Below are 21,758 nucleotides of genomic sequence, written 5' to 3' on the forward strand. Positions count from 1 at the left end.
CTAATTAGAATTCGTCTTGATTTAAGTAACGAAGAGCGTACAGAGCATACAATTCCGCACCGTATTTTAACGCTTCTTCGTCCACATTAAAGCGTGCATGATGGTGAGGGAAATCAGTTTCTTTGTCGACATTACGACACCCAACCGTTGCGAAGGCTCCGGGAATAGTCTTCATATAATAGCCAAAATCTTCCGCTCCCATTGTCGGGTCATCATGATGGACAAAGTCCTTACCAAAAGTTTGCTCGGTAATCGATTGGACTAATTGTGCACTTTGTAAATGATTATCGACAACTTCAGTCACATATGAATAGTCAAATTCGACACTTCCATTATACATTTCAGCTATTTGTTCAGCGTATGCTTGCATCTGGGTCGCCACCACTGAACGGGTCTCATTATTAAACGTTCTAACGGTTCCTTCTAGGACGGCATTTTCAGCGATAATATTAAAACGGTCGCCAGCTTCAAATTTTCCGATGGTTAACACAGCTGGTGAGAGGGGATCAATCGTGCGTGAAATGATGGATTGTACATTGTTAACATATTCAGCTGCCATTACTACCGCATCGTGGGAAAGATGAGGTTGAGCAGCATGGCCACCTTTACCTTTAAAATGAATTTTAAAAATATCAGCGCTGGCAAAAGATGGACCGGGTTCGCAGACGACTTGACCGGTCTCATGTACTGACCAAATATGAATCCCAAAGACATTGTCAACATCTTCTAAGACACCTTGTTCTACCATTTTTTTAGCTCCTTGACCGATTTCTTCGGCTGGTTGGAAAATAAAGCGTACAGTGCCTTTAATTTGATCTTTCACCGATATTAACGCTTTTAAAGCACTCAATAACATAGACGTATGAGCGTCATGACCGCAAGCGTGCATCTTTCCAGCTTCTACTGAACAATAATCCAGATGATGGTTAAGTTCATCAATCGAGAGAGCATCCATGTCGGCACGAAGTAAGACGGTCTTACCTGGTTTTGAACCTTTAATTTCAGCCAAAACGCCAGTAGGCTCCATTAAACGATAGGGAACCTTCAATTTATCTAATTCTTGGGCAATGAATTGGGTTGTCTTAAACTCTTCAAGAGATAATTCAGGGTGTTGATGTAAATAGCGACGATTCTGAATTAGTTCATCCTCATGCTCCAAAATATAGTGTTTAATTTGTGTATTCATAAAATCCTCCTAATAATATCTTTGACAGCCTATTGGCGATGATGATTAAGTGCCATTAAGATAAACTAAATAGTATTGTATATTAAAAACTTATGAATTTAAAGTGAAAAGCACATGAGAATTAAAGGGTGAAGGTAGGAAGAATAGCGAAAAGCTTTTGAAGTTTTTATGTTAATAATATTGGTCTTTGCTTGGGGTAAAATATCCGCAATAAAACTTTTGATGATTGCATTTTGGTAACCAGTAACTTATTTCGTATCAGGTAAAATGCCTTACATCATTACCGAAAACTCGAAAGAAGGTAAATGTTACTTTTATTGATTGATGAAAGAGCATAATATATATCGAGCTTGTGTCACTACGCTTCAAAGGTCTTGCTAAAACACTCGGCCTATAAAATAAAGTGATAGTTATCATTTAACTAATCCCCTCATGTGTAATACAATTGATGTAATAAGAGGTGAGAAATATGTATCAACATAATCATGCAATCAAACAAGTCGTACAAGAAATCATGGCAGATGAGATGAATCGAGTTTACACCGAAGAAGGAATTGAACCACTCTTTGTTGCCCCGTCAACCGCAAAAATATTATTAGTAGGACAAGCACCCGGTCGACTCGCACAGGAGTCAAGACAGACTTTTAATGATCCGAGTGGGGACCGATTACGTAGTTGGTTGGGTGTTAGTCGCGAAGTTTTTTATGAATCTGGAAAGTTTGGCATCTTGCCGATGGATTTTTATTTTCCAGGTAAAGGCAAATCGGGTGATAAGCCACCCCGTAAAGGATTTGCTGAAAAATGGCATCCCAAACTACTTGAATTAATGCCTGACATTGAATTAATCATTCTAATTGGAGCCTATTCACAGAAATATTATTTAGGCAAACAAAGAAAACGAACCTTAACGGAAACCGTGCGTCATTATCAAGAATATTTACCAAAGTACCTGCCGCTCGTTCATCCGTCACCCTTGAACATCCGTTGGATGAAACGCAATCCTTGGTTTGAAGAAGACGTTATCCCAGAGTTACAACATAGGGTAAAGGAAATATTGGAATGAACTTAGCACTTAAACTCGTTCTCTAAGGAGAGCGAATTTTTTTAAAAATTTATTGGAATGATTTTCACTTAGCTTCTTATATTTTTTCAAATTTGAACTGTACTTCCAACTTAGGCAAAAAACGTTCACCCTTGGAACTATACTTCCAACTTAGACGGTATCTTATGCGAATAAAAGTATATTTGATCAGCTGAATAATTTGATTTAAGATGTGAAATACTCTTCCTAAACTTTTTATAACAGCTATAAAATTTTATAAAACAAATGGAAACTGATGTTATCCGTGGTATGATACTACTATACGATACATGAGTGTTTAGAGGAGTGGTTTAATGAAAAACAATCTTGTAAAATATCTAACCAAAGTGACCCTATTCGGATTAGTAGTCAATGGTATGACAACGCCGTTGATACCTATTTTTGCTGAAGAGGTGGCGAGTGAACAGACCGAATCACATCAAGAGACAACTACGGAAGCAACCACCAATTCTGAAACAACTCAAGATCAAGATCTAAGTAAAAATCAATCCCATGCTTTCTTATTTGAAGGTTTAGAAACCAAAGAGAGTCTACAACCTTATCAACCGCAAGAACATCAATTAGTGTTGCGTTCAGTAGGCGATGTGTTAATCCATGATCGTGTTTCTTGGATGGCTGACACCTATTCTGATTTATATCAAAATACTAAGGTAGCGATGTTGAAAGAAGGCTTTACGGAAGCCGATTTTGATTCGCAAGCTGATTTTGATTTTATGCCCATGTTGAACTACATCAAGCCCTATACCGAGTATGCAGATGTCACAGTCGCCAATATGGAAATTATTGCAGCCTATCCCGATTTACCTGTATCAGGCTATCCTAGCTTCAATGCACCGAATGCGATTTTGGACAATCTAAAAAATATTGGTATCGACATCTTATCCAATGCGACTAACCATACCTTGGATTGGTCCAGTCAAGGTGTCTATTCATCACTCAATAATATCCAAAATACCGGGTTAGAATATTATGGCAGTTATGAATCTTGGGAAGACTATAACACCCCACGTATTATTGAAAAAAATGGTATAAAATTAGGCTTTTTAGCTTATTCGTATGGAACCAATGGCGTACCGGTACCCGCTGGTGAAGAATATTTGATTAATATAATTGATTTACCAGTGATGTTAGCGGGAATTGAAAAATTAAAACCACAAGTCGATGCGATTGTCGTTTCATTACAATTAGGTGGTGAATATGATACGTTACCTAATGACGAACAATTTTATATTTATCAAGCATTGAGTGATGCGGGAGTAAGTTTAATTTTAGGTGGGCATCCGCATTGTGTACAACCCTATGATTGGTATAATGGCGACCAAACCTTTGCGATTTATTCTCAAGCCAGCTTCCTAACCGGGCAACGTGAACTTGATAATAAAATTGGTGGCATTACGGAAGTGACCTTTACCAAAGATGCGGAAGGTAAGGTGAAAGTCGAAAATCCTAAATTCATGCCCACTTTTAATTTAGGCATCGAAGCAGAAAAAATGTATCAAGTAGTGCCATTAGCCGATTATAACTTATATCAAATTCCAGATGGTGAATTATGGTGGGAGACCATTAAAGAACGGATGAATTATTTTGAAGTGGATGCTAAAGTGATGACCCATCTTGAAACAGCTGCATCCCAAGAAGCAGAAGATATAAAACGTTAAATCATAAGTAACAAATTGAAGTAAGCAAGAAGTTGAAATTCGCTAGAATTTTAAGCTCTTGCTTTTTTTAATTTCACAAGCCAGATATACCAATTCACAAATGGTTATTTTCATCGAAGAGCTAGTCTTGTGATGAAAGCATTACATTTGCCAATTTAAATGATTTTTCTGTTTCTTCATTTTTGTTAACTTTGTTAATCGCGTCTCGTTTTGAGATATGAAAACAGCACTTTTTGAAACTTGTTTTCATTTTCATAAAATTTAAATTTTTTGAGCGCGTTTTTTAAATTTTTCTTAATAATTCAGCAAAAAGTGTCTCAAAATGAGACACGCCCAATTTATGAAAACAGCTTTGATCAAAATTAAATTGTTGCACAATATAGGTGAGCTTATTTCACAAGGCGGTGCATAAATAAATGGTAGGTGAGTTTAGAAAGTGGAATAATAGCAAAAATTGCTGGCATTTCGAAGTCACTAGTCAAACACTAACTTTAGCTGAAATAAGTAATGCGGCATCAAGAGTCCACCAACTATAATAGCCAAAAGTTTTCTGCTGTCTTGAATACACGTGCCAAACACATCACCTTACCTAGAACGATAATAACAGTCTATGACCAAGCGCCTACTTTAATAAAGTACCGATAGAATGATAAATTGTTTCTGATAGTGACTTAAAAAATTCAAGCGATATAGGCCATTCATCTTCAATAACTACTGAAGATGATGCGCTAGCAATCCCTAATGTTAATAAAGGCAAGAGGCGCTAAACGATCGGCAACGTTAGAAAAATTAGTGGCACTTTAATCGTCCTCACTTTTATAAATTTTTGTTGCATGACGATTGCTAGATGGTTATGATTAAAAGTAGTTGAAAAATAAAGGATGGTTAATTTGCAAGAGAAGAATGAACGGTTCGCAAGATTAAATTTAATTTTAAAGGACGAAGGATTAACAAAATTACAAAATGCTACGGTGATGGTTGTCGGATTAGGAGGCGTTGGGGCTAGTTGTGCCCAAGCATTAGCACGTGGAGGGGTAGGAAATTTAATCGTTATTGATGGTGATGTGGTGGATATTACCAATATTAATCGTCAGTTAATCGCTTTTACTTCGACTATTGGACGTCCTAAAACCGAAGTGATGACGGAGATGATTCACGATATAAATCCCGATTGTCAGGTATATCCATTGCAAAAATTTGTTCGTGCCCAAAATATTGAACCGGATTTCGCAAGTTTTCCTAAGCCCGATTATGTCATTGATTGTATTGATCATTTTTACGGAAAAGTCGCTATTATTCAATGGTGTATGGAACATCAAGTGCCGCTATTGTCTTCTATGGGAGCAGCGAATAAATTAGATCCAAGTCAGTTATTATTTGATTATATTGAAAATACCAGTTATTGTCGGATGTCAAAGACGATTCGTTTAGAGTGTAAAGAATTAGCCATTAAGGGTGTTGAAGTGCTTTATTCAAAGGAAAAAGCGGTCAAAATTGAAAGTCATGGTAGCGTGAAAAAGGCTGATACCTTAGGTTCTACCAGTTATATGCCACCCATTATGGGGATGACGCTAGCTAGTAAAGTTATCCGTCGCTTAGCAGGCTGGGAAGACTATGACGGCATTCCTAAAATCATAGAATAAGAAGGTTAGTTAAAATGGATTATTACTAGATTTAAGACTGGAGCGAGGATAAATGAATACGAGGCTGAGCAAAAGCTTTTTAAATTCTGTTCAAGCATATCTTTTTAATTCAAAGCGCAGTGGTTGAGTGGTCTCAATCTGAGTCTTAATGAGGCTGAGAATAATCTTGCCCACTCCCATAGTAGCAATCAGTGCAGTGATGGTCGTCAAAATGGCGGCGTTTAAAGTGGATCAAAATTCGACCAAAAAACCCGCTAAGAAAGAAGCGAGTGAACAACAAAATTATTTGGTCGAAGGAATGGCTATCGGTATGGGTTTAGGAACGGCTATCGTAACATTTTTAGGTGAAGACAATCTGGCCGTAGGTGCGTCTATAGGGATGTTATTGGGCATGGTAATCAGCATGTCGATTGAGAAATAATTAACTTCAAATTCAAGGTGGTGAGAGAATGACCAATTTAATCGATACGCATTTTCATTTTGATTTTATTAAAAACGATAGTTTGCGACAACAAATATTAACAGAGATGGAACAGGCTTCGTTGGAGGTGGTTGCACAAACCGTCTTACCTTCAGAGTATGAACGGTTAATCACGCAAAACATCAAACCACATAGGGTTTCGCTAGGATTTCATCCTTGGTGGATTGAAAATCAAAGAACAGCTGAAAGTGAATTAGTAGTGTTTGAAAAATGGGCATCACGAACTCGTCTTATTGGCGAGATAGGGCTTGATTTTAGTGACAAGCGATTAGCGGTTGCGTCGCAAACTCTACAAATAAGTATTTTTAAGCAACTCATCCAACAAGTCGTAAGTCAGTCTCATAATAGCCAAGAACCATATATCTTATCGATTCATGCTGTTCGATCCGTGACAGCAGTTTTAGATATTTTAGAAGCGTGTCATGTCATGCAAGAAAACATCATCCCCATTATTCATTGGTTCAGTGGCACGAGTGATGAGTTAACTCGCTTAATTAAGATGGGCTGTTATTTATCGATTAATCCTTGTATGTTAACCACAAAAAAAGGGCGAGCCTATGTCACCCAAGTCCCACGAGAGCGATTATTATTGGAAACCGATTGGCCTAGTCATCCAATAACTTTAGAAAGTGACTTACAAACATTAATTTCAACCTTGAAAACAACATTACCGCAACTAGTTGAGGATTTATCAGCTTTGCGAGATGAAGAAATGTTAAAGGTGATCGTGAAAAATCAGCAGAAGGTGTATGGCGCACAAACGAAATGGATTAAATGACCTCTCGATAAAAAAGAATAAGCACCCCATCATTTATGCGAACCTTAGTGTCCACATTTAATGCTGGAGTGCTATTTTTATTTTTAGCTATATGACAAACGGAATGGGTATTATTTAGGTTAGTTTTCGTATAAATAAGTTTTAAAGAAAGGGTTCTATCTGTCTACGACGACTTAAGGTTCTATCTGATAACAATTAAGCGATATGACTTAAATTAGTACTATCTGTTAGCAACTAAGCATTACAATCTATGAGTTATCTAGTTACTTACCATCCATTCCTAGACAATTAAGTAACGTCCTTTTACCAACTACCCATTAAAGACTGCATCAATAATGAAACAATCGTAATACTAATCCAACAAAGGGCGCCTAATAAAATAGCAGGACCACCTGAACGGATTAATTTGCCAATATTTGTTTTCATACCGATAGCAGCCATGGCCATAATAATAAAGAATTTAGACAGAGTTTTGAATTGGCTGAATAAGGCAATGTTAATGCCTAAACTGTCAAATAAGGTTGTGAATAAGGATGCGAGTACAAAATACAATAAGAATTTAGGGAAAGCACGTTTAAAACTGAATGATTGTCCATTACTTGTTTGGCGATTAGTGATATAAGATAAAGCCAATGTAATCGGAATGATTGCCAGTGTTCGTGTTAGTTTGACGATGGTGGCGTTATCAAGCGTATTGGATTGATGAATCGCATCCCATGCGGTGGCAGTAGCCGTCACTGAAGACGTGTCATTAACCGCTGTTCCGGCAAATATCGCGAAACCTTCATTCGATAAGCCTAATATTTGACCTAAAATGGGGAACAGGATCGCCGCCAAAATATTAAAAAGGAAGATGACTGAAATGGCTTGTGCCACATCGGATTCTTCCGCATCAATAACCGGTGCCGTTGCTGCAATCGCAGAACCACCACAAATTGAAGAGCCAACACCGACTAAAATCGCCGTATCACGATCGATTTTAAATAATTTATAGCCAAGATAAGCAATCAATAAAGAGGTTAAAATCGTACTGACGATAATTGGTAACGAACTATAACCCACCTTTAACACTTGATTGAGATTCAAGCCAAATCCTAATAATACGACGGCAGTTTGTAAAATGTATTTTGAACTGAAATTTAAACCGTCAGTGAACTGTGATTGGCTGGATACCCATTGGTTGAGAAGCATTCCCAGAAAAATGGCGATGACGGGTCCCCCGATTAAAGGGAATAATTTTCCAAGGTACCAAGCGACCAAGGCCACTAATAAAGCGATAACTAGCCCTGGTAATTTTGTATTGAATTGTTTCACTGCATATCGTCTCCTTTAATAAGCATAGCTTAATCTTAACAAAGTTTAAATGAAAAAGACACTTGATTTTCCTAAAATATTTGAAAGAGCGATACATCTTTCTAAAATGGATTTAGCTTTATTAAAGTTTAATATTAAAGTAAAATGAAATTAAAATTAACATGAGGAGGATTATATGAAAGCTTTTATTTTTGATATGGATGGGGTAATAATTGACTCCGAAAAGTATTATGCCTTAGCGATTCAACGTGTTGTCAACGATTACGGTCATGAAGTTGACCAAGAGTATACGAACCAGTTTATTGGTACCACAAATACTTATACTTGGACTCGAATTATTAAAGATTTCCAAATTGATAGTACACCAGCTGAACTGACTGAAAAAATGATGGCTTATAAGGAACAATTGGATGAGGAGCACGGGCTCATTTTTTATCCAGGGATTTTAGATTTATTAAAAAGATTGAAATCACATGGTTTTCGTCTCGCCATCGCCTCTTCTTCGGGAATGAAAGAAATTCAACAAACCGTTGACGTATTGGATGCACAAGACTATTTTGATTTCTTAGTGAGTGGTGAAGAGATTAATCTATCTAAACCAGACCCGGGGATTTATTTGCATACAGCCAAATTATTGGAAATGAAACCTTCACAGTGCATCGTCATTGAAGATTCACACAATGGCGCTCGAGCCGCTAAAGCTGCGGGCATGTATTGTATTGGTTACATCGATACTCAATATCCTGCACAGGATTTATCGATAGTTGACCAAAAAATTTATCATCATGATGATTTAGATTTAGAACAGTTAATTCAAACCGTTTATGGTGAATAAATACCAAGCAAATCCCTATCGTATTTTATGGCGGTAGGGGTTTCTTTTAGCTTTTAAAAATGAAGGATTACGGTAAATATTAAGCAACCAAGTAAGTGCAAAACGGCTAATTCTTATCATAAATGTGGGACGCATCTCCGCAAACCTAAAAACAAGCGTTTTTAAAATATCATAAAATGCAGAAGCTTATGTGTGGTGCCAATCAATCAAACTATCACCACCTTAAAATCATGAGCTTTCAAAATTTTAGCCTACGCATCGAATTGGAAACTAAAAAATACGAACACTTATCCCCATATAAAAATAAAACTAAAAATACAATTGACATGTTATTTATTGAATGTTAATATTTAGCATGTCAGTGAACGAACACTGCGAACGAGAGCGGCGAGTAAACACTTTTGCCAAACTTATTGCTGTTTATTAAGAACAGGTTTGAAGTAGTAAACGGACTCTTTAAGGGGTCTATTGAAGAGATGGATATCTATCTGTCGACTCAAATTTTTTATAACATAATGTTGAGGCATTGTGCTTGTGAAAACGATAGTAAGAGTAGTAAAAGTATTGCGCTATATAGACTCTTCGTTCTACAAATGAACTTTAAGGGGACCGTGTGTCCTCATAGGAGTTTACGTATTTTTAATTTATTAAAAACGAATGTAGATAAGTGTAGACCAGGCAGAAAATGCTTGGTCTATTTTTTATGTAAAAAAATAGAAACAAAGGGTAGTCGATTATATTTGAACGAAGCAACTGCAATCAAACGCAATCAACGCATCCGTATTTGAGTGAGTAGTCTCAAATATTAAGTTACCAAAATTTTGACATCTTATTAAGAATCATCAACTGTTAACCCAAAGGAGTGAAATAGGTTGGATCAAACAAGAATGCCGATCGTAGAGGCATTAAACGAATTAAAGCGACGACGTATCGTGCCATTTGATGTGCCTGGACATAAAAGAGGCCGTTCAAATAGTGAGCTAAAAGCTTTTATTGGTGAAAAAGCAATCACAATGGATGCCAATTCAATGGAATTATTAGATAACTTAAGTCATCCCGTATCGGTTATTAAAGAAGCCGAGCATTTGGCGGCTGAGGCATTTGGCGCTAAGCATGCCTTTTTTATGGTCAATGGCACCACCTCGGCCGTACAAAATATGGTTTATTCAGTGGTAAAAGAAGGACAAAAAATTATATTACCGCGCAATGTGCATAAAAGCGTGATTAATGCCCTAGTCATGTGTGGTGGTATTCCAGTCTATGTGGAGACTCCTTATAATGCTGAATTAGAAATTTCAACCGGTATGCCACTTGAATACGTCGAACAAGCGATTTTAAACCATCCCGAAGCAGCAGCCGTTTTAGTGAATAATCCGACTTATTATGGGATTGCGTCCGATTTAAAAGGTATCACCGACCTAGCACATCAACATGGATTGAAAGTATTAGTCGATGAAGCCCATGGTACACATCTCTATTTCGGCAAGCATTTACCCATTTCAGCAATGGCTGCCGGTGCTGATATGGCTGCTGTTTCCATGCATAAATCAGGTGGCTCTTTGACCCAATCTTCTTTTTTATTAGTAAATAATGAAATAGATCCGGAATATGTCAGAAATATAATTACCTTGACTCAAACCACTTCCGCCTCTTATTTATTAATGGCCAGTTTAGACTTAGCACGTAGCCACTTGGCATTAAACGGGGCAGCTACTTTTAATAAAGTCCAAGAATTGGCAGATTATGCCCGAAATGAAATCAATGCGATTGGTGATTATTACGCTTATTCTAAAGAAATCATCGACGGTCATGGGATTGCTGACTTTGACCAAACCAAATTAAGTATTAAAACCACCGACACCGGATTAACTGGTATTGAAGTCTATGATTTATTACGTGATGAATATGATATCCAAATCGAGTTTGGAGATTCAGCTAATATTTTAGCCTATATTTCAGTAGGAGATCGTATCCATGATATTGAACGACTGGTGAGTGCCTTAGCTGAAATTCGTCGTCGCTTTAAAAAGACCAAAAAAGGTTTGTTAGTCTTTGACATAGCGAAAACTGAAGTGGCCATTTCACCACGTAGAGCCTTTTTCTCAGAAAAATACCCACTACCATTAGCTGAAAGTGTCAACCAAATTGCCGGCGAAATGGTCATGTGCTATCCACCAGGCATTCCAATTGTGGCGCCTGGAGAACTCATTACTCAAGAAATCATCGATCATATTGAGTATGCTCGTGCCAAAGGGTGTTTCTTAATGGGAACGGAAGACCCAACCTTACAAAACATTCAAGTCGTGAAATATATGATTAAGCAAAAGTAAAAATAACTACCGAATAACCCATTCGACAAAAAATTAGCTTAAGCAAAAATCAAAACAGGCTATTAAAGATCTAGCCAACAAAGCAACATCTAAACCAACCAACAAACACCAAAGGGGGAATAATATGGAATTATGGTTCGATGATTATCATCAAGAAGACGTCAAATTAGGCATTAATGTGCAAAAAGTCGTCCACACCGAACAAACGGAATACCAACATGTCGCCGTTTTAGACTCGAGAGAGTACGGGCGCATTTTAACGCTCGATGGCGAGTTAATTACGACGGAGAAAGATGAGTATTTCTACTCTGAAATGATGGCGCATGTGCCACTGTCAGCTAATCCCAACATAAAAAATGTCTTGGTCATCGGTGGCTGCGACGGTGGCGTATTATGTGAATTAGAAAAGTACCAATCGATTGAAAATATTGATGTAGTAGAACTGGATCAACGCTTAGTCGAAATTTGCCAAGAACATTTACCGGAAACCCGACCCTGTTTCGATGATCCACGAGTAAATTTATACATTCAGGATGCTTTAAAATTTGTGCGCCACTGTGAAAATACTTATGACTTAATTATTGTCGACTCAGCCAATCCCTTTGGTTTAAATGAATCCTTATTTACCCGTGAATTTTACGGCAATTGTTACAACGCTCTAACAGAACAAGGAATATTATTGTCACAACAAGTAAACGGCTTTTATAACGAGGATGTCGAAGCCTTCAAACATGTCATGAGTCGCTTAAAAGCAGTTTTTCCAATTAATGAGACGTATATGATTTCAGTGCCATCTTATGCAGCAGGTTATATCTTAGCTGGTTTTTCTTCTAAAGGAACGAGCTGGCAAGTCGATGAAGCCAATGTGCGTCTTCACCGCGAACAGATTGAAACCATTTATTATAATTTGCCTTTACACCAAGCAGCTTTTGCCTTACCTAATTATTTAAAGGAGTTGACCTAATATGAAACCTAACATTGAAACCTTTATCGCTTGTGATGCAAGCTTTGAAGAAGCGACCACAGTCATCTTTGGTGCACCATATGATTCAACCACCTCTAATCGACCAGGGACTCGTTTTGCGCCGAAAGCGATTCGCAATGATTCTTTTGGCTTGGAAACTTATAGTCCGTATCAAGATAAAGACTTATCAGAAGTGAAAATATTTGATTCTGGAGACTTAGAATTATCTTTCGGAAGAGTAGATTTGGCTTTACAGGATATTGAAGATCATGCCCGTGAAATTTTATCAGCCGGCAAAAGACCGTTAATGATTGGTGGCGAACATCTAGTGACTTTAGGTCAATTTAGAGCTGTCGCTGAGAAATACCCCGATGTTTGCGTGATTCAACTAGACGCACACACAGACTTACGTCAGGAATACTTAGGTGCTGAATTATCTCATGCAACGATTATCCGTCGGATTTGGGATATGGTAGGCGATGAACGGATTTACCAATTGGGTATTCGTTCTGGCGAAAAAGCGGAATTTGAATTTGCTAAAGAACATACCCATTTAACAAAATTCAATTTGACAGGCTTACCAAAAGCAATCGCAGATTTAAAAGATAAACCTGTTTATTTAACGATTGATCTTGATGTGTTAGATCCGTCTGCCTTTCCAGGAACGGGTACACCCGAAGCAGGAGGCATTGACTTTATGACCTTATTACAAGCGATTATCGATATTGCCCAATTAAATGTCGTGGCAATTGATGTGAATGAGTTATCCCCGCATTATGATTTGAGTGGTGCTTCAACTGCTTTATCAACCAAAATCATTCGCGAAATTTTATTAGCCTTTAACTAAGAAAAATGAGATTAATCGACTTAATTACAAGCTGTCTAACTGGTTTATAACACCAAAAGAACTCAATCATTATTAATTAAGATAAATGATAGTCGAATCAAGAAGACAAAAAAGATTAAAATAAAATAATTTAGATAATAACCGAGGAGGAAAGTAAATGGCAAAAGCATTAATTATCGGAGCAGGTGGCGTTGCGAGTGTCGCAGCACATAAATGTGTGCAAAATAGTGAGGTGTTCACAGAATTGTGTATTGCCTCTCGTACTAAATCAAAATGTGATGCGTTAAAAGAAAAATTAGATGGCAAAGGGACCCTTATTACCACAGCACAAGTTGATGCAGATGATGTGAATCAATTAATCGCCTTAATCGAAAAAGAGCAACCTGATATCGTCATCAACTTAGCCTTACCATACCAAGACTTAACCATTATGGATGCGTGTTTAGCTACCAAAACGCATTATTTAGACACCGCAAACTATGAACCAAAAGATGAAGCCAAATTTGAATATAAATGGCAATGGGCTTATCGCCAAAAATTTGAAGAAGCAGGCATAACCGCTATTTTAGGATCAGGCTTTGATCCTGGTGTCACAGGCGTCTTTTCCGCTTATGCACAAAAACATTACTTCGATGAAATTGAATATATCGATATTTTAGACTGTAATGGCGGTGACCATGGTTATCCTTTTGCGACTAACTTTAACCCAGAAATCAATATCCGTGAAGTGTCTGCCAAAGGTTCTTATTGGGAAAATGGCGAATGGATTGAAACCGAACCTATGGAAATCAAACGTGAGTATCATTTCGACCAAGTAGGCGAAAAAGATATGTATTTATTACATCATGAAGAATTAGAATCTTTAGCTTTAAATATCAAAGGCATTAAACGTATTCGTTTCTTCATGACTTTTGGTCAATCGTATTTAACGCATTTGAAATGTTTAGAAAATGTGGGGATGACTTCTATCGAACCGATTATGTTTGAAGGGCGCGAAATTGTGCCAATTCAATTTTTAAAAGCTGTCTTACCAGACCCGTCAACTTTAGGTCCGCGCACAGTAGGTAAAACCAATATTGGCTGTATTTATCAAGGAACGAAAGATGGCCAACCCGTAAATTACTATGTTTACAATGTATGTGACCACCAAGAATGTTACCGTGAAGTTGGTTCACAAGCCGTTTCTTATACGACGGGTGTACCAGCAATGATTGGTGCCATGTTAGTGTTAAATGGAACTTGGGCTAAACCAGGTGTCCATAATGTAGAAGAATTAGATCCGGATGCCTTTATGGAAGCTTTAAATGAGTGGGGCTTACCGTGGCAAGAAAGCTTCAACCCGGTATTGGTAGACTAAGATGACAGAGCGCAACATACCTTGGGCAGCTGACCAAGTCGCAACGCCCGCTTTTGTAGTCGAAGAAAACTTATTACGTCATAACTTGGAAATTCTAAAACAAGTCAAAGAGGCTACTGGGTGTAAAATCTTACTTGCACAAAAAGCCTTCTCGATGTATTATTTTTATCCCTTGATGGCACAATATTTAGATGGGACTACTGCTTCAGGAAGCTATGAGGCTCAATTGGGGCATGAGCATTTTCCAGGCGAAGTTCATGTTTATTCGCCGGCATTTCGTGATGAGGAAATGAGCGAAATATTGCCCATCGCTGATCATATTGTGTTCAATTCCTTTACACAATGGCATCGATTTAAACACTTAAAGAATCAAACAAAAGCTAGCTTTGGATTAAGAGTTAATCCAAATATCTCAACTCAAGATGGCCATGCGATCTATGATCCCTGTGCACCCGGTTCGCGCTTAGGCATCTTAGTAACCGATTTTGAAGGACAAGATCTAACAGGTATTGACGGCTTACATTTCCATACCTTATGTGAACAAGACTCTGATGATTTGGAGACCACCTTAGAAGCGATCGAAGCTCAATTTGGTGATTTATTATATCAAATGAAATGGTTAAACTTTGGGGGTGGCCATCATATTACTCGTCCGGGCTATGATATTGAACGCTTAATTCGCCTAATTAATCATATGCAAACGCGATATGATTTAACCGTCTATTTAGAACCAGGTGAAGCTGTCGCGTTAAATGCGGGTTACTTAGTCGCTTCGGTTTTAGATATTACCCACAATCAAGGCGTAACCAACGCCATCTTAGATACTTCAGCTACTTGTCATATGCCGGATGTACTCGAAATGCCGTATCGACCACATATTATTCGTTCAGGCCAACCAGATGAAAAAGCTTATACTTATCAATTGGGCGGACCGACTTGTTTAGCAGGGGACATCATAGGGACATATTCCTTTGACCAACCACTCGCAATCGGTGACAAGCTTATCTTTTGTGATATGGCAATCTATTCGATGGTCAAAACGAATACCTTTAATGGCATGCCCTTAGCCAAAATAATGGCCGCTGACAGTCAAAATAACCTCAGCATCGTTAATCAATTCGATTACAATGAGTTTAAAAGAAGGCTATAAAACATGATTAGCTTTTGTTTATAAAATAGAACCTCAAGAGTTAACTGAATCAAGACAAAGAACAGAATTGAATTTTCTCCATTGGCGAAAATTTGATTCTGTTTTTTTAACTAAAGTTCAATAATAAATATACGGAATAATAAAAATTACTTTATTTTTATAAGCAATGGACTATATTAAAGTACCAATCAAAGTTCTAATTACTAAAATATGGAGCTTTTTTATTTTAAATACGATAGATTAACTCTTTAAAATTATAAATTTCTATCGATGATATCGAAGTGAAAAATAAAGAAATCATCAAACTCGAACAGATGAAGTATGACTTTTTAAGAGGTTCGTCGCATGAATTGAAGACACCTTTATCGCGAATGATAATAATTTTAGAAAACATGAAATATAATATTGGCAAATACAAGGATTGTGATTTGTATATCGATAAATGTTTGGATATTACTAATGAGTTAACTTATAATATTTCACAAATTTTAACCTTTTCATCTTTAGAATATTTAAAGGATGATGAGGAATGGGTTCCCATTAAGTCAGTGTTTGATGCGGTCTTAGTAAAATATGATGAATTAGCCATGCCCAATCATTTGACCTTTGAAAGTACTGTTCAATCAGAACAACTACTAATTGGCAAAAAAGCACTCAATTTGGTCTTGTCCAATTTAATTAGTAATGCGGTCAAATATTCAGAACCGAATACTGTCATCTCGATTGATGTCAAAAACGACTGGTTGTGTGTCGCCAATGTGACACATTCTGAAGTTGATTTAAAACCGCTAATGGAAATCAAATTTGATTTGAATAAAGAAGATAGTCATGGTTTAGGATTATATATCATCAAAACGTTACTCAAAAATTATGGAATTGACTATACAGTCGAAAATAATGAGCGAATGTTTGTCTTTAAAATCAAATTGTAGGACTAATAGTGAAGCTTGTTAATGATACGAAGATAATTAAAGGAAATGTGCTTATCAGCAGCCAGGCATCCGGTAGGAGCAATTGAGGAGTAGTCAATGTCAGTGGTAACTTCCGTTAAAAATGGTCATCCTAAGAAATAGTGACATAACCAATAACAGGTGAATTTCGTTGTGATAGTGTCAGAAATCTTAGTCCTTTTATGGATTAATAGCTTCCTAACATTAACGAAATGCAACCTGTTTTTTTGTGCTTGATTGATATAGAGATAAGGCTACCGGCAAGGCTATTCGATAAATAAGATATAAGTCTAGTTGCGTAGAACTTGACAATATCATTTTTGTAGTTTTGCATCATAAATGTTGGAGAGGGAGCTAAGAGTTTACTATACATCTTTTAAGTTTAGTCATCTTTATTGAACCAAATAAGAAGAGTAGGTAAAAAATATAAGGCGATTCATTGATACTTTCGAGGACTTTGTTTGCTATTAGCTAATCATTCATATTCAACTGAAAATGGATTTTATTTTAACATCTATGAGATAAAGTGAAATTTTTAATTATATACAGTTGAAGTTGATTGACTTAAAAAATTTTGTTTGTTACATTTATGCTATTCTATTTGGAGGTGGCAAATGTTTTTAGCACTGAAAGAAATCAGAAAAGAAAAGAAACGTTTTATCTTAATCATTAGCATTACTGTGTTAATTAGTTATTTGGTATATTTTTTAATGGGGTTAGCATATGGACTTTCACAGGATAACACTAGTGAGATTGAACGTTGGAATGCTGAGAGCATTGTATTAAAATCCGGAGTCAATAATAATATTTTTTCAAGTCAGTTAGATAAAGACATCTATTATGATTATGATGATAAAGAAATTTCAGCCATTAATATTGCACGTACCGTAGGGTATTTGAACGGCGAAAAAAGTGACGATACGACTGAAAATTTTGTACTGATTGGTATGCGTCAAGATTCGCCTATTTATCCGGAAGTTTTGGAGGGACGATTACCAGAAAATAGTGGTGAAATTATTGGCTCAATGTCACTTAAAAATGAATTGAATCTTAAGTTAGATGATACGATCGAATTAAGCAGTAATGAAAATAAATTGAAAATTGTAGGTTTTTCTCAAGAAGCGAAGTATAGTGTTTCCCCCGTTATATATACTGATTTAGAAATAGCTAGTCAAGCAATGATGTTATTTAACCCTAATCGAAACTCTGAACAAGCGATTGATACCTATACGACACCTACACCCAATATGCCAGATTTAATATCAGCAATCATTGTTCATCAAAACAACGACCTTAAATCTAATGATGATGTAGAAGTTATTCCGGTAGATGAATTTATTCTAGCCCTTCCTGGATATTTGGCTCAAGTATTAACATTTGGCTTAATGATTGGCTTTTTAGTTCTCATTTCCTCAATTATCTTAGGGGTATTCATGTTTATTATTACTAATCAAAAAAGACAAACTTTTGCGATTATGAAGATTCAAGGCATCTCTTCAAGTTATATCGGAAAATCAGTATTATTACAAACGGTTATTCTTAATATCATTGGAATTTCTATTGGATTAGGATTGAATCTTATCTCTGCTTATTTTTTACCAACTGCAGTACCGTTTGAAATAAATGGTTTATACTATTTTATTATCGCTTTATTAATGTTGCTATTCTCAATCGTTGGAGCTTTATTTTCTGTTAGTAGCATTGCCAAAATTGATCCATTGGAAGTATTAGAATAGGAGCGTTTTATGGAAATTATATCGTTTAAAAATGTTAGTAAAACATATTCAGATGGTCGTGAAACGATTGAAGCCTTGAAAGAAACAAGTTTTTCGATCAATTCCGGTGAACTAGTTGCTGTAGTAGGACCCAGTGGGTCAGGAAAAAGTACATTATTAACGATGATGGGAGGTCTTCAAGCGCCAAGTAATGGTGAAATAAATTTTTTAGAGAAAAATTTTTCGAAGCTATCAACAAAAGAAAAAGATAGTCTTAGATATGATAAAATAGGATTCATCTTACAGTCTTCCAACTTGATTCCCTATTTAACCATAGAGGAACAACTTATTTTGGTCGATAAGTTTGCAAAGAAAAAATATAATCGTCAAAAAGCGCAAGATTTGATGGAACAGTTAGATATATTAAAGAGAAAGGATTTATATCCATCTGACCTATCTGGCGGTGAACAACAGCGTGCTGCGATTTGTCGAGCGCTTTATACCGAACCAAAATTAATATTGGCCGATGAACCTACCGCTAGTTTAGACACTCAAAAAGCTAAAACGGTTGTACAACTATTAAAAAAGATGACAGAAGGAACGGACCGTAGTACCGTAATGGTCACACATGATGAGAGAATGCTAACCTATTGTGATCGCATTTTCCGAATCATTGATGGTCAGTTAACCATTGAAAAATAATTAGAAGTTGATTTAATCGTAGGGGCTATTTAATTCCTTCACCTCATGATAAAACCTTATAAAACAGGATGTTATCATGCTGATAAATAAACTTTATTTGATAGTTGAAAGTAAAAATTATTAATTGTTAAAAACCGAAAAAAGTGATGAAGAAAATTTTTTAGAGGGGTTTTTAAAACTCACTCAAAAAAATCGAAGGTAATATGACGAATAAAATAGCGTCTTTTCCTACGGATCGATGACATTTTGATTTAAAATACTTAGTTTAAAGATATTGAATATACAGTGCAGGCCCCAATAGTTAGATAAATTCTAGCTTTGGGGTCTTTATGTTAAAAAATATATTCGCTTTCAGTCAACAACTAACTATGGAGTTTTATAAGAGAAGGTTAAAATCATGATGCGCCAATGATTATATTAGTAGCGTGGATATAAGCTGTCCTACAGAGAGAGTCAAAAAGTCTGATAAGTAAATAGTTTGTCTACTATTATTAGCGAGAAAATTAAAATTTGATATCTTTAATACTCAGCTTATTACTTCAATTTGTGCACAAACGAATTATAATATAATACATGTGGTGAAAAGTGAGGCGAATCATATATTTCTTTAGACTTATGAGTATGATTGTGGTAATAAATATCCAGGTATTAATTTATCGCAATGCCAAAATAAAGTCGAACTACAGAGGATATATATTCAATCATTATCGGTATTACAGAATTATAAGATAGGGATAAATCCTATTTTGATAAACTATTTATGGAATGATTTGATGATTAATAAAATCATAAGCGACTATTTTAATTGAATGCTAGGCTAAAATTTAATAATTCCATTTGTTCCTTCTTAAATGTATAACAGAGTAGTTGAATCGATTTAAACTGCGTTTCAATGACTAGGTTTTGCCCTGCTAAAAGGTCTAGGTCTAGATAGAATAGGAGAAGATTATCTATTATTCTTCTTTTTTTATTTCTTATATTTTTTCAAAGAGTAAGGCATCAGTGGTGGCTGAATGTATTTTTATTGCACTTTATAAATAAAACTTATAAATTTTCCTTAAATCAATTGAAACAAACCTTAAATTATGTTAAAGTAAGTTCACAAATTCACAATTGGAGGAAGAGAAATGAATTTAAGAAAATGGGCGATTGGCCTTTTATCAACCGCGTTATTAAGCGCACCTATTACAACAGCATTAGCTGAGGAAGCCGACACAACGTCAGGAGCTTCACAAACATCAGAATGGTATGCGGATCCTGCAACCTTAAAGGATTCCTATGATATTGTTATCATCGGTGCCGGTGGTGGAGGGATGGCAGCAGCAATTACTGCACAAGAAGCAGGTGCTGATGTCGCAATCTTTGAGAAAATGCCGATTGCTGGTGGGAATACCTCTAAATCTTCAGGAGGGATGAACGCTTCTGAAACTAAATTCCAAAAAGAACAAGGAATTGAAGATTCAAATGATTTATTCTATGAGGATACATTAGAAGGTGGTAAAGGTACTAACGATCCAGAATTATTACGTTATATGGTGGATCATTCAGCAGAAGCGATTGAATGGTTAGATTCCATCGGGATTACTTTAAACAACATTACTTTCTCTGGTGGTGCTTCAGTTAAACGTATCCACCGTCCAGAAGATGGATCAGCTGTCGGTGGTTACTTAGTCGAAGGCTTATTAAGAAATATTCACGAAAAAGAAATTCCTTTATTTGTTAACTCAGAAGTAACTAAAATCAATGAGACAGACGGTAAAGTATCAGGTGTTAATGTAACTGTTGAAGGCGAAGAAAAAACAATTAACGCCAAAGCGGTGATTATCGCAACAGGTGGTTTTGGTGGTAACTTAGAAATGGTTTCAGAAATTAAGCCAGAATTAGAAGGCTTTGTGACAACCAACCATGAAGGCGCAACCGGTGACGGTATCCGTATGGCTGAAGAATTAGGAGCAGCAGTGGTGGATATGGATCAAATTCAAATTCACCCAACAGTTGAACAATCGACTTCATACTTAGTAACCGAATCTGTACGTGGTGATGGTGGTATCTTAGTTAACCAACAAGGTGAACGATTCACTGATGAATTATTAACTCGTGATAAAGTTTCTGCAAATATTATTGGCTTACCTGAAAAATATGCCTATATTATTGCGGACCAAAGATTAAAAGAATCTGTAACAGCGATTAACCAATACGAAGAAAAAGGCATTGTAACTAAAGCTGAAACAATTGAAGAATTAGCTGAAAAATTAGAAATTCCTGCTGAAAACTTAAAAGCGACTTTAGACACTTGGAATGAAGCAGTTAAAAACCAAGAAGATAATGACTTCGGAAGAACAACAGGTATGGAATATGATTTATCTCATGCACCATACTACGCAATCAAAATTGCACCAGGAATCCACCATACAATGGGTGGGTTAAAAATCGATACTGAAACTCATGTATTACGTGAAGATGGTACCGCAATCGAAGGATTATTTGGTGCTGGTGAAGTAACTGGTCAAGTTCACGGATCTAACCGTATCGGTGGTAACGCAGTCGCAGACATCATCGTATTCGGACGCCAAGCAGGTAACATCGCAAGTGAATATGTAAAATAATAATTAACCATTGAATAAGCCTCTTTCTACGACTACTGATTAAGTTCAGTGGTCGTTTTTTTAGCATGGAGCGTGCAAATACTAGTACTCTCTAGTGTTAGTTAGTAGGAAAAAATTTATGAACGTAATAATGGTTAATT

17 protein-coding genes are annotated in these 21,758 nt (G+C 36.4%); 15 read left to right on the forward strand and 2 right to left on the reverse strand.

Annotated elements, in window-relative coordinates; all coding sequences use genetic code 11:
* Nucleotides 1-4 precede the first annotated feature (4 nt).
* Nucleotides 5-1,186: an amidohydrolase gene (locus tag LB888_RS08925; protein WP_318752664.1), complete on the reverse strand. Its 1,182-nt coding sequence runs from the start codon at nt 1,184-1,186 to the stop codon at nt 5-7.
* A 469-nt stretch (nt 1,187-1,655) separates the two neighbouring features.
* Here LB888_RS08925 and LB888_RS08930 point away from each other — a divergent pair, with 469 nt between their 5' ends.
* The 5 genes from LB888_RS08930 (at nt 1,656) to LB888_RS08950 (ending at nt 6,848) form a co-directional block, all read left to right on the forward strand.
* Nucleotides 1,656-2,249, forward strand: a complete 594-nt coding sequence (locus LB888_RS08930) for a uracil-DNA glycosylase family protein (protein WP_318752665.1) — start codon at nt 1,656-1,658, stop codon at nt 2,247-2,249.
* Between the two features lie 332 nt (nt 2,250-2,581).
* Nucleotides 2,582-3,946 carry a CapA family protein gene (locus tag LB888_RS08935; protein ID WP_318752666.1) on the forward strand — a complete coding sequence of 455 codons (1,365 nt, stop codon included), beginning with the start codon at nt 2,582-2,584 and terminating at the stop codon, nt 3,944-3,946.
* 890 nt (nt 3,947-4,836) lie between these two features.
* Nucleotides 4,837-5,589 (forward strand): ThiF family adenylyltransferase, encoded by a 753-nt coding sequence (locus tag LB888_RS08940; protein ID WP_412927929.1) that lies wholly within the window; start codon nt 4,837-4,839, stop codon nt 5,587-5,589.
* Nucleotides 5,590-5,755: 166 nt separating this feature from the next.
* Nucleotides 5,756-6,010, forward strand: a complete 255-nt coding sequence (locus LB888_RS08945; protein WP_318752668.1) for a DUF2700 domain-containing protein — start codon at nt 5,756-5,758, stop codon at nt 6,008-6,010.
* Between the two features lie 28 nt (nt 6,011-6,038).
* Nucleotides 6,039-6,848 carry a TatD family hydrolase gene (locus LB888_RS08950; protein WP_318752669.1) on the forward strand — a complete coding sequence of 270 codons (810 nt, stop codon included), beginning with the start codon at nt 6,039-6,041 and terminating at the stop codon, nt 6,846-6,848.
* Between the two features lie 303 nt (nt 6,849-7,151).
* On the opposite strand, the gene LB888_RS08955 is transcribed toward LB888_RS08950, so the two are convergent.
* Nucleotides 7,152-8,162: a YeiH family protein gene (locus LB888_RS08955; protein WP_318752670.1), complete on the reverse strand. Its 1,011-nt coding sequence runs from the start codon at nt 8,160-8,162 to the stop codon at nt 7,152-7,154.
* Nucleotides 8,163-8,337: 175 nt separating this feature from the next.
* On the opposite strand from LB888_RS08955, the gene LB888_RS08960 reads away from it, so the two are divergent.
* The 10 genes from LB888_RS08960 (at nt 8,338) to LB888_RS09005 (ending at nt 21,618) form a co-directional block, all read left to right on the forward strand.
* Nucleotides 8,338-8,997, forward strand: coding sequence for an HAD family phosphatase (locus tag LB888_RS08960; RefSeq protein WP_318752671.1), 660 nt, complete (start codon nt 8,338-8,340; stop codon nt 8,995-8,997).
* Between the two features lie 887 nt (nt 8,998-9,884).
* The gene (locus tag LB888_RS08965) at nt 9,885-11,327 is read left to right on the forward strand and encodes an aminotransferase class I/II-fold pyridoxal phosphate-dependent enzyme (RefSeq protein WP_318753974.1); all 1,443 of its coding nucleotides are present in this window, start codon (nt 9,885-9,887) and stop codon (nt 11,325-11,327) included.
* Between the two features lie 124 nt (nt 11,328-11,451).
* The gene (speE, locus tag LB888_RS08970; RefSeq protein WP_318752672.1) at nt 11,452-12,291 is read left to right on the forward strand and encodes a polyamine aminopropyltransferase; all 840 of its coding nucleotides are present in this window, start codon (nt 11,452-11,454) and stop codon (nt 12,289-12,291) included.
* A gap of 1 nt (nt 12,292) precedes the next feature.
* The gene (gene speB / locus LB888_RS08975; RefSeq protein WP_318752673.1) at nt 12,293-13,138 is read left to right on the forward strand and encodes an agmatinase; all 846 of its coding nucleotides are present in this window, start codon (nt 12,293-12,295) and stop codon (nt 13,136-13,138) included.
* A gap of 157 nt (nt 13,139-13,295) precedes the next feature.
* On the forward strand, nt 13,296-14,495 hold the full coding sequence (locus LB888_RS08980; RefSeq protein WP_318752674.1) for a saccharopine dehydrogenase family protein: 1,200 nt from the start codon (nt 13,296-13,298) through the stop codon (nt 14,493-14,495).
* Between the two features lies 1 nt (nt 14,496).
* On the forward strand, nt 14,497-15,645 hold the full coding sequence (nspC, locus tag LB888_RS08985; RefSeq protein ID WP_318752675.1) for a carboxynorspermidine decarboxylase: 1,149 nt from the start codon (nt 14,497-14,499) through the stop codon (nt 15,643-15,645).
* A 281-nt stretch (nt 15,646-15,926) separates the two neighbouring features.
* Nucleotides 15,927-16,577 (forward strand): HAMP domain-containing sensor histidine kinase, encoded by a 651-nt coding sequence (locus LB888_RS08990; protein ID WP_318752676.1) that lies wholly within the window; start codon nt 15,927-15,929, stop codon nt 16,575-16,577.
* Between the two features lie 632 nt (nt 16,578-17,209).
* Complete coding sequence (locus LB888_RS08995; protein ID WP_318752677.1) at nt 17,210-18,331, forward strand: ABC transporter permease; 1,122 nt, start codon at nt 17,210-17,212, stop codon at nt 18,329-18,331.
* A gap of 9 nt (nt 18,332-18,340) precedes the next feature.
* Nucleotides 18,341-19,012, forward strand: coding sequence for an ABC transporter ATP-binding protein (locus tag LB888_RS09000; protein ID WP_318752678.1), 672 nt, complete (start codon nt 18,341-18,343; stop codon nt 19,010-19,012).
* Between the two features lie 1,127 nt (nt 19,013-20,139).
* Nucleotides 20,140-21,618: a flavocytochrome c gene (locus LB888_RS09005; protein WP_318752679.1), complete on the forward strand. Its 1,479-nt coding sequence runs from the start codon at nt 20,140-20,142 to the stop codon at nt 21,616-21,618.
* Nucleotides 21,619-21,758 lie beyond the last annotated feature (140 nt).

Origin of the sequence: Globicatella sp. PHS-GS-PNBC-21-1553 (genome assembly GCF_033564055.1) — a bacterium.
In the GTDB taxonomy this organism is placed as follows: Bacteria; Bacillota; Bacilli; order Lactobacillales; family Aerococcaceae; genus Globicatella; species Globicatella sulfidifaciens.

What these genes read in the sequence shown, in the direction of transcription:
- LB888_RS08980 (WP_318752674.1), top strand. Translation starts at nt 13,296, where the DNA reads ATGGCAAAAGCATTAATTATCGGAGCAGGTGGCGTTGCGAGTGTCGCA.
- LB888_RS08930 (WP_318752665.1), top strand. Translation starts at nt 1,656, where the DNA reads ATGTATCAACATAATCATGCAATCAAACAAGTCGTACAAGAAATCATG.
- LB888_RS09000 (WP_318752678.1), top strand. Translation starts at nt 18,341, where the DNA reads ATGGAAATTATATCGTTTAAAAATGTTAGTAAAACATATTCAGATGGT.
- LB888_RS08935 (WP_318752666.1), top strand. Translation starts at nt 2,582, where the DNA reads ATGAAAAACAATCTTGTAAAATATCTAACCAAAGTGACCCTATTCGGA.
- LB888_RS08995 (WP_318752677.1), top strand. Translation starts at nt 17,210, where the DNA reads ATGTTTTTAGCACTGAAAGAAATCAGAAAAGAAAAGAAACGTTTTATC.
- speB (WP_318752673.1), top strand. Translation starts at nt 12,293, where the DNA reads ATGAAACCTAACATTGAAACCTTTATCGCTTGTGATGCAAGCTTTGAA.
- LB888_RS08960 (WP_318752671.1), top strand. Translation starts at nt 8,338, where the DNA reads ATGAAAGCTTTTATTTTTGATATGGATGGGGTAATAATTGACTCCGAA.
- LB888_RS08965 (WP_318753974.1), top strand. Translation starts at nt 9,885, where the DNA reads ATGCCGATCGTAGAGGCATTAAACGAATTAAAGCGACGACGTATCGTG.
- LB888_RS09005 (WP_318752679.1), top strand. Translation starts at nt 20,140, where the DNA reads ATGAATTTAAGAAAATGGGCGATTGGCCTTTTATCAACCGCGTTATTA.
- LB888_RS08950 (WP_318752669.1), top strand. Translation starts at nt 6,039, where the DNA reads ATGACCAATTTAATCGATACGCATTTTCATTTTGATTTTATTAAAAAC.
- nspC (WP_318752675.1), top strand. Translation starts at nt 14,497, where the DNA reads ATGACAGAGCGCAACATACCTTGGGCAGCTGACCAAGTCGCAACGCCC.
- LB888_RS08925 (WP_318752664.1), bottom strand. Translation starts at nt 1,186, where the DNA reads ATGAATACACAAATTAAACACTATATTTTGGAGCATGAGGATGAACTA.
- speE (WP_318752672.1), top strand. Translation starts at nt 11,452, where the DNA reads ATGGAATTATGGTTCGATGATTATCATCAAGAAGACGTCAAATTAGGC.